The organism is Gammaproteobacteria bacterium, assembly GCA_011375345.1.
Classification (GTDB): Bacteria; Pseudomonadota; Gammaproteobacteria; order DRLM01; family DRLM01; genus DRLM01.
Genome location: DRLM01000026.1, coordinates 1 through 6,955, shown reverse-complemented (window position 1 = coordinate 6,955; position 6,955 = coordinate 1). Strand labels below are relative to the sequence as shown.

6 protein-coding genes are annotated in these 6,955 nt (G+C 66.1%); 1 reads left to right on the top strand and 5 read right to left on the bottom strand.

The genetic code is table 11. The features are described 5' to 3' along the window. Nucleotide 1: 1 nt before the first annotated feature. Entirely contained in the window at nt 2-1,330 is a 1,329-nt protein-coding gene (locus ENJ19_02215; GenBank protein HHM04544.1) for a DegQ family serine endoprotease, read from the top strand. A gap of 87 nt (nt 1,331-1,417) precedes the next feature. On the opposite strand, the gene ENJ19_02210 is transcribed toward ENJ19_02215, so the two are convergent. The 5 genes from ENJ19_02210 to ENJ19_02190 all read right to left on the bottom strand — a co-directional run. Continuing rightward, a complete protein-coding gene (locus ENJ19_02210; protein HHM04543.1) occupies nt 1,418-2,773 on the bottom strand; it encodes a nicotinate phosphoribosyltransferase in 1,356 nt (451 codons plus the stop codon). Then, a complete protein-coding gene (locus ENJ19_02205) occupies nt 2,770-3,360 on the bottom strand; it encodes an isochorismatase family protein (GenBank protein HHM04542.1) in 591 nt (196 codons plus the stop codon). The genes ENJ19_02210 and ENJ19_02205 overlap by 4 nt, the downstream gene beginning before the upstream one ends. 111 nt (nt 3,361-3,471) lie before the next feature. Beyond that, nucleotides 3,472-5,193, bottom strand: coding sequence for a DNA polymerase/3'-5' exonuclease PolX (gene polX, locus ENJ19_02200; protein HHM04541.1), 1,722 nt, complete (start codon nt 5,191-5,193; stop codon nt 3,472-3,474). A 14-nt stretch (nt 5,194-5,207) separates the two neighbouring features. Beyond that, on the bottom strand, nt 5,208-6,638 hold the full coding sequence (locus ENJ19_02195; protein HHM04540.1) for an RtcB family protein: 1,431 nt from the start codon (nt 6,636-6,638) through the stop codon (nt 5,208-5,210). Between the two features lie 25 nt (nt 6,639-6,663). Then, on the bottom strand, nt 6,664-6,955 hold a 292-nt coding region (locus tag ENJ19_02190), incomplete at its 5' end, for an archease (GenBank protein ID HHM04539.1).

Here is a 6,955-nt window from a genome sequence, read left to right as displayed (position 1 = left end):
GATGATGCTTTGGGTGCAGTCTGTTTCAGCGGCTCTGCCCTTGTTGATGGACGGCGAAGGCCGGCCGACCTTGGCGCCGATGCTGAAACGGGTGACGCCGGCGGTGGTGAATATTTCCACCAAGTCTCATGTGCGCATCCGCCAGAATCCGCTGTTCAGCGATCCGTTTTTCCGGCGGTTTTTCAATATTCCCGATATGCCGCGGGAGCAGGAGCGGCAGGCGCTGGGTTCCGGGGTTATCGTGGATGCGGACAAGGGTTATGTTCTGACCAACAACCACGTGATCGAAAATGCCGACGAGATCACCGTCACCCTGAAAGACAAGCGCCATTTCGAGGCCAGGGTGGTCGGGGCCGATCCCGATGCCGATCTGGCCGTGATTCAAATCGACGCCGAGGGGCTCACCCAACTGGCCATGGCCGACTCCGACCTCTTGCAAGTGGGTGATTTTGTGGTCGCCATTGGTAATCCCTTTGGTCTGGAGCAAACAGTGACCTCGGGCATCGTCAGTGCCCTGGGTCGTTCCGGTTTGGGCATTGAAGGTTACGAGAATTTTATTCAGACCGACGCGTCCATCAACCCGGGCAACTCCGGTGGCGCGCTGGTGGATCTGGACGGCAAACTGGTGGGTATCAACACCGCCATTGTCGGTCCCGGGGGCGGCAATGTGGGTATCGGTTTTGCCATTCCCGCTAATATGGCCCGCAGTATCATGAAGCAGCTTATCGAATACGGCGAGGTGCGCCGCGGCCAGTTGGGAGTGATGGTGCAGGACGTGACGCCGGAACTGGCCGATGCCATGAACCTGGGCGAGCGCAGCGGTGCGGTGATTGCCCGGGTGGTGGCAGGTTCGGCGGCCGAGAAGGCGGGGCTTGAGGTGGGCGATGTGGTGGTTGCCGTCAACGGCAGGCCCATCCAGAGTTCATCCCAGTTACGCAACGTCGTGGGCCTGATGCGGGTGGGCGAGAAGCTGGAACTCACCGTCATCCGGGACGGCCGCGAACGCACTATCCATGCCCGCATCGCCGCGCCGCAGCGCACCTCGGCGGAAGCGGCAGGCCTGTCGGAGAAACTGTCCGGCGCTGTGCTGGGTGCCATAGAGGACAATCACCCCCTCGCCGGTAAGGTTGAAGGTGTGGAGGTTCTCGATGTGGAGCGGGGCAGCCCCGCGGCCCGCGCCGGTTTGCGGCCCGGTGACATCATCGTTTCGGTGAACCGCCAGCCGGTGCACAGCGTGGAAGACGTGCGCCAGGCGGCCAGGAAGAACCAGCGCGGCATCCTGCTCAACATCCGTCGTGGCAATGGCGCCTTGTTTCTGGTGATTCAGTAACGCCGCCGGTGCTGTGGGCGGCGGCAGGTGCGGCGGTCCGCCGTCGTGCCTGCCGCCCCGGCGGCTGTCAGGGAAGGGGGCGGCGTTTCAGCGCCGGGGTGGTGTGTCCACGCTGCCTTGATCCACGCGCGCGGCCAGTTCCTGCAAGGCCGGGGCGATGATCACGGGGTAGGGGGTGGTCTCTGCCAGATCCCGCAGCGCCGGCGGCAGGGTTGCGAGCTGTTGCGTCGCCATGGCGCGAATACTGTCCAGCCCCCGCCGGGGCGCGGTCCGCCCGCCGTTTTTCATGACCCGCCGCAGCAGGGGTTCGCCCTTTTGTTTGTCACCCTCCACGGTCACGGTGTCGGCCACCATCCGCCCTTCCGCGTAGCGCCGGTAGACCTGTTTGCGTCCCGGCCAGGTGGCTTTGCCTTCGGAACGTTTGCGCCGGGGGGTGCCGGCGTATTCCTGCAGTTTGTAGGCGCAGTCCAGATAGGGGGCGTCGGCGGAGGTGTCCAGGTGGGTGCCGATGCCGTAGCCGTCGATGGGGGCGCCCGCTTGGGCATGCTCGCGGAGTGTGTATTCGTCGACGCTGCCGCTGGCGAAGAGGGTGATGTTGTTCAGTCCGGCGCGGTCCAGCAGGGTGCGGACCTGGCGGGCATGTTGGATCAGGTCGCCGCTGTCGATGCGCCCCCCTTTCACGTCGATGCCCCGCCTGCGCAGGCGGGGCGCCAGGTCGATGACTTTTTCCACCGCCGCTTCGGTATCGTAGGTGTCGATGAGCAGGACCACGGCGCCGGGGTTGGCGAGGGCGAAGTGTTCGAAGGCCAGGGCTTCGTCGTCGTGGGCCTGGACGAAGGAATGGGCCATGGTGCCGAAGGTGGGGATGCCGAATATGGCTCCGGCGGCCACCGTGGCGGTGCCGGCGAAACCGGCGGCGAAACTGGCCCGCGCCGCCAGCAGGCCCGCCTCGCTGCCGTGGGCGCGGCGGAAGCCGAAGTCTACCAGCAGCTTGTCCGGGGCCTGCAGGACGCAACGGGCCGCTTTGCTGGCGATGAGGGTTTGAAAGTGCAACAGATTGATCACCCGGCTTTCCACCAGTTGCGCCTGGGGCAGGGGGGCGGTGATGCGCAAGATGGGTTCGTTGGGGAAGAACAGCGTGCCTTCAGCCATGGCGTGGACATCGCCGCTGAAGCGGAAGCTTTCGAGATAGCGCAAGGTGACATCGGTGAATTTGCCGCTGGCCGCCAGCCAGTTAAGCTCCTCGCCGGTGAACTGCAGTTGCTCGAGATAATCCAGCACCTGTTCCAGGCCGGCAGCCAGCAGAAAATGGCGCGCGGGGGGCAGCTTGCGCACGAAGAATTCGAACACGGCGGTATCGGTCATGCCCTGCTGCAAATAGCCTTGCAGCATGGTGAGCTGATACAGATCGGTGAGCAGGGCGGAGCGGTGAAGGTCGGTCATGAGAGCTGTTGCAAGGTGATGGCCGTGGCGCCCAGCGCTTTCATCTCGTCGATGGCGCGCCGGCCGTCGCCGGGCTTGAGATCCACCGCCCGCACCGCATCTTCCAGCAGCAGCACGGTGTAACCCCGTTGCCGGGCGTCCCTGACGGTGCTGAGCACGCAGTAATCGGTGGCTAGGCCGCCGATGAACAGCCGGCCGGCCCCGGCGGCGCGCAGGACCGCGTCCAGCTCGGTGTCTTGAAAGCCGGAATAGGCGTCCCGTCCGGGGGCGGTGGCTTTGGAGACGATGGTTGCGTCTGCCGGCAGTTTCAGCTTGGTGGGGAATTCGGCGCCGAAGGTGTTGGCGATGCAGTGGGGCGGCCACGGGCCGCCCTGTGCCTGAAACGAGCAATGGTTGACGGGGTGCCAGTCCCGGGTGGCCACCACCGGGGCTCCGGCGGCGCCGAAGCGGGCGAGATAGCCGTTCAACACCGGGATGATGTCACCGCCCCGGGGCACGGCCAGGGCGCCGCCGGGGAGGAAGTCGTTTTGCACGTCCACGAGGATGAGGGCATCGCCCGGGCTGAGGTGGATGGGTTCAACGGTCATGGTGCAGGCTCCCTGTTGCCGAAAGGGGGGTGTTCCCCGGCCGGCGCGCCATCTCTTTTGTTCCCCCTGGCCCCGGAGGACGCGCGTTTTGGGGTAGGGCAACAATCCTGCTCAATGTTTTTTGAGCAGCTTGCGCAAGGTGCCGAGGGTGCGGGTGTTGAGCACGTCCTTTGCCTCCAGCCAGCCGCGCCGCGCCTGGCCCACCGCCCAGATCATGTTGCGGAAATCCGTGTTGCTGTGGGCGTCGCTGTTGAGGCTGAGCAGCACGCCGGCTTCCCTGGCCATTTTGCAATGGATGTCGTCCAGATCCAAGCGTTCGGGATGGGCGTTGAGTTCGAGGAAACAGCCCTCCTCGGCTGCGGTGTGGATGATGGCTTCCATGTTCACCTCATAGGCGGGCCGCTGGCCCAGGAGGCGGCCGCTGGGGTGGGCCAGCAGGGTCAGACAGGGGTGCCGCAGGGCGCGCAGGATGCGTTCGGTTTGTTTGTTGCGGGACAGGCGGAACCGGCTGTGGACGGCGCCCACCACCACGTCCAGCCGGCGCAAGAGTGCGTCGGGCAGATCCAGGCTGCCGTCTTCCAGGATGTCCACCTCGATGCCCTTGAGCACGGTGATGCCCCGGAGGCGCTCATTGAGGGCGTCGATCTCGTCCATTTGCCGCAGCAGGCGCGCCGGGTCCAGGCCCTTGGCCACAGTGAGGTGGCGGGAGTGATCAGTGATGGCGAGATAGCTCAGGCCCGCCGCCTTGGCCGCCCGGGCCATCTCCTCGATGGAATGATGGCCGTCGGTGGCCTTGCTGTGGGCATGGAGATCGCCCTTGATGTCGTCAAGCCTGACGAGTTGCGGCAGGCGCCCGGCCCGGGCCGCCTCGATCTCGCCGCGGTCTTCGCGCAGCTCCGGGGGGATGTATGGCAGGCCTACACTCTGGAACACAGCGGCCTCCGTCGCGCCGGCGATGCGTTTCGTTCCCCGGAATACGCCGTATTCATTGATTTTCAAACCGGCCTGCTGGCCCAGTTTGCGCACGGCGATGTTGTGGGCCCTGGAGCCGGTGAAATAGTGCAAGGCGGCGCCGAAGCTGGCCGGCTCGATCAGGCGCAGGTCCACTTGCAAACCGGCGCGCAACACCACGGTGGAGCGGGTCTGGCCCCGGGACAGCACCCGTTTGACTTCGTCGTAGCCCACAAAGCGCGCCATGACGTCGTTGTCCGGTGCGGCGCTCACCAGGATGTCCAGGTCGCCCACCGTTTCCTTGCAGCGCCGGAAGCTGCCGGCGACCACGGCCTGCTCGAGGCCGCGCGCCGCTGCCAGGTGGGTGAGCAGGCCGTCGGCATATTGTCTGGCCACCGCCAGCAACCAGCGCCGCGCCTTGTGGCGCGGGCCGCCCAGGGCTTCGAGGATGCGCTGTTCGGTTTTGGCGCCAAAGCCCGGCAGGCGGCGCAACTTGCCGCTTTGGGCGGCTTTTTTAAGTTGCGCCGTAGTGCGGATGTGCAGGTGCTGATACAGGGCCTGCACCCGCTTGGGACCGAGGTCCGGCACCTGCATAAGTCCGCTGAGACCGGCGGGGGTTTGCTTGCGGAGCTGGGCCAGCTTGGCGCTCATTCCGGTGCGCACCAGCTCGGCAATTTGCCCGGCGAGATCCTGGCCGATGCCCGGCAAGCGGGTAAGGTCCCGGCCCCCGGCCACCAGCGCCGCCACTTCCGTGGGCAGGTCGCGCACTGTGCGGGCCGCATTGCGGTAGGCACGGATGCGAAAAGGGTTGGCGTTTTGGATTTCCAGCAGGTCGGCGATCTCCTCGAAGATCCGGGCGATATCGGCGTTGTGCAGGGGCATGGGGGCGCTGCCCTTCAGCCCTTGATCACGATCAGTGGCTCCAGCCGCGCCACCTTGCGGGCCAGGCCGGCGTCATGAGTGGCCTGGATCACGGCTGTTACGTCCTTATAGGCCCCTGGCGCTTCCTCGGCCACCCCGCGCAGGGAGGGGCTGCGGATCAAGATGCCGCGTCCGGCCAGCTCATCGACGAGCTGTCGGCCCTGCCAGGTCTTAGTGGCCTGGTGGCGGCTCATGGCCCGCCCGGCGCCGTGACAGGCGGAACTGAAGGACAGGGCCTCGCTGCGGCTTGTGCCCACCATCACATAGGAGGCCGTGCCCATGGTGCCGCCGATGAGCACCGGTTGGCCCACGGCCCGCAGGGCCGCGGGAATGGCGGGATGGCCGGGGCCGAAGGCGCGGGTGGCGCCTTTGCGGTGCACGAACAAGGTCCGCCGCCGGCCGTCCACCTCGTGTTCCTCTTCCTTGCAGGTGTTGTGGGAGACGTCGTAGATCAGTTTCAGCTCCGCCCCGGGAAAACACTCGGCCACGGCCCGGCGGGTGAGATGGGTGATGATCTGGCGGTTGGCCAGGGCGCAGTTGATGCCGGCGCGCATGGCGCCCAGATAACGCCGGCCCAGGGACGAATGCAGGGGGGCGCAGGCCAGCTCCCGGTCCGGCAGGGTGATGCCGTAGTCTTTGGCGCTGAGGGCCATCTCTTTCAGAAACTCGGTGCCGATCTGGTGACCCAGCCCGCGCGAGCCGCAGTGGATGCTGATGACCACATCCCCTGCGGCCAAGCCGAAGGCCCGGGCCACCTCGGGGTCGAACACCTCGGCCACGTGCTGCACTTCCAGGTAATGGTTGCCCGAGCCCAGGGTGCCCATTTCCCGCCGTTGGCGTTTTTTGGCCTGGGCGGACACCCGGGCCGGTTCAGCCCCGGCCATGCAGCCTTGTTCCTCGGTGTGGGCCAGGTCGTCTTCAGTGCCGTAGCCCTGCTCCACCGCCCAGCGGGCACCGCCTTTGAGCATGGCCTCCATCTGGCGCTCGTCCAGCGTGATGGCGCCGGTGCTGCCCATGCCGGCGGGCACCGAATAACAGAGCAGACCGGCCAGCTCTTTTTGCAGCGCCAGCACCCGGTCTTTGCTGAGGCCGGTGGTCAGCGTGCGTGCCCCGCAGGAGATATCGAAACCCACGCCGCCGGCGGAAATCACGCCTCCTTGCGCGGGATCGAAGGCCGCCACGCCGCCGATGGGAAAGCCGTAACCCCAGTGGGCGTCGGGCATGGCGTAAGCGGCTCTCACGATGCCCGGGAGGGTGGCCACATTGGTCACTTGTTCGAAGACTTTGTCATCCATGTCTTCCATCAGCCTGGGACTGGCGTAGAAAACGGCGGGCACGCGCATTCTGCCGCTGGGTTCCACGCGCCACTGGTGGTCGTTGATGCGGGTGAGTCGGGACAGGTCCATGGCAGTCACCTCCGGTGGGGCGCTCCTAGACGTCAACGACGCATTGCGCCAGCCACTCCTTGCCCTTCTGGGCGACGCGCAGGGCGGTGTAGGTGGCCCCTTTGACCTCCACCGCCGGGTGGTGGCGGGTGAGGTCAATGGGCTCGCCCCAGGCCGTGGCCTGCAAATGTGAATCTTCGATCTGCACATCGAAGCGGCCGAACAACATGTTGCGCGTGGCCATTTCAAAAATCAACGCATTGAGGAAATCCACCAGCAGCAGTTCCCGATCCGGAGCTTGGGCGCGAACAGTAACCGCCGTGGCGGGTGTGACCCGG

Bases quoted from the DNA above. Each gene is read 5' to 3' on its own strand.
- ENJ19_02215 (HHM04544.1), top strand. From the start codon at position 2: ATGATGCTTTGGGTGCAGTCTGTTTCAGCGGCTCTGCCCTTGTTGATG.
- ENJ19_02210 (HHM04543.1), bottom strand. From the start codon at position 2,773: ATGACCGACCTTCACCGCTCCGCCCTGCTCACCGATCTGTATCAGCTC.
- ENJ19_02205 (HHM04542.1), bottom strand. From the start codon at position 3,360: ATGACCGTTGAACCCATCCACCTCAGCCCGGGCGATGCCCTCATCCTC.
- polX (HHM04541.1), bottom strand. From the start codon at position 5,193: ATGCCCCTGCACAACGCCGATATCGCCCGGATCTTCGAGGAGATCGCC.
- ENJ19_02195 (HHM04540.1), bottom strand. From the start codon at position 6,638: ATGGACCTGTCCCGACTCACCCGCATCAACGACCACCAGTGGCGCGTG.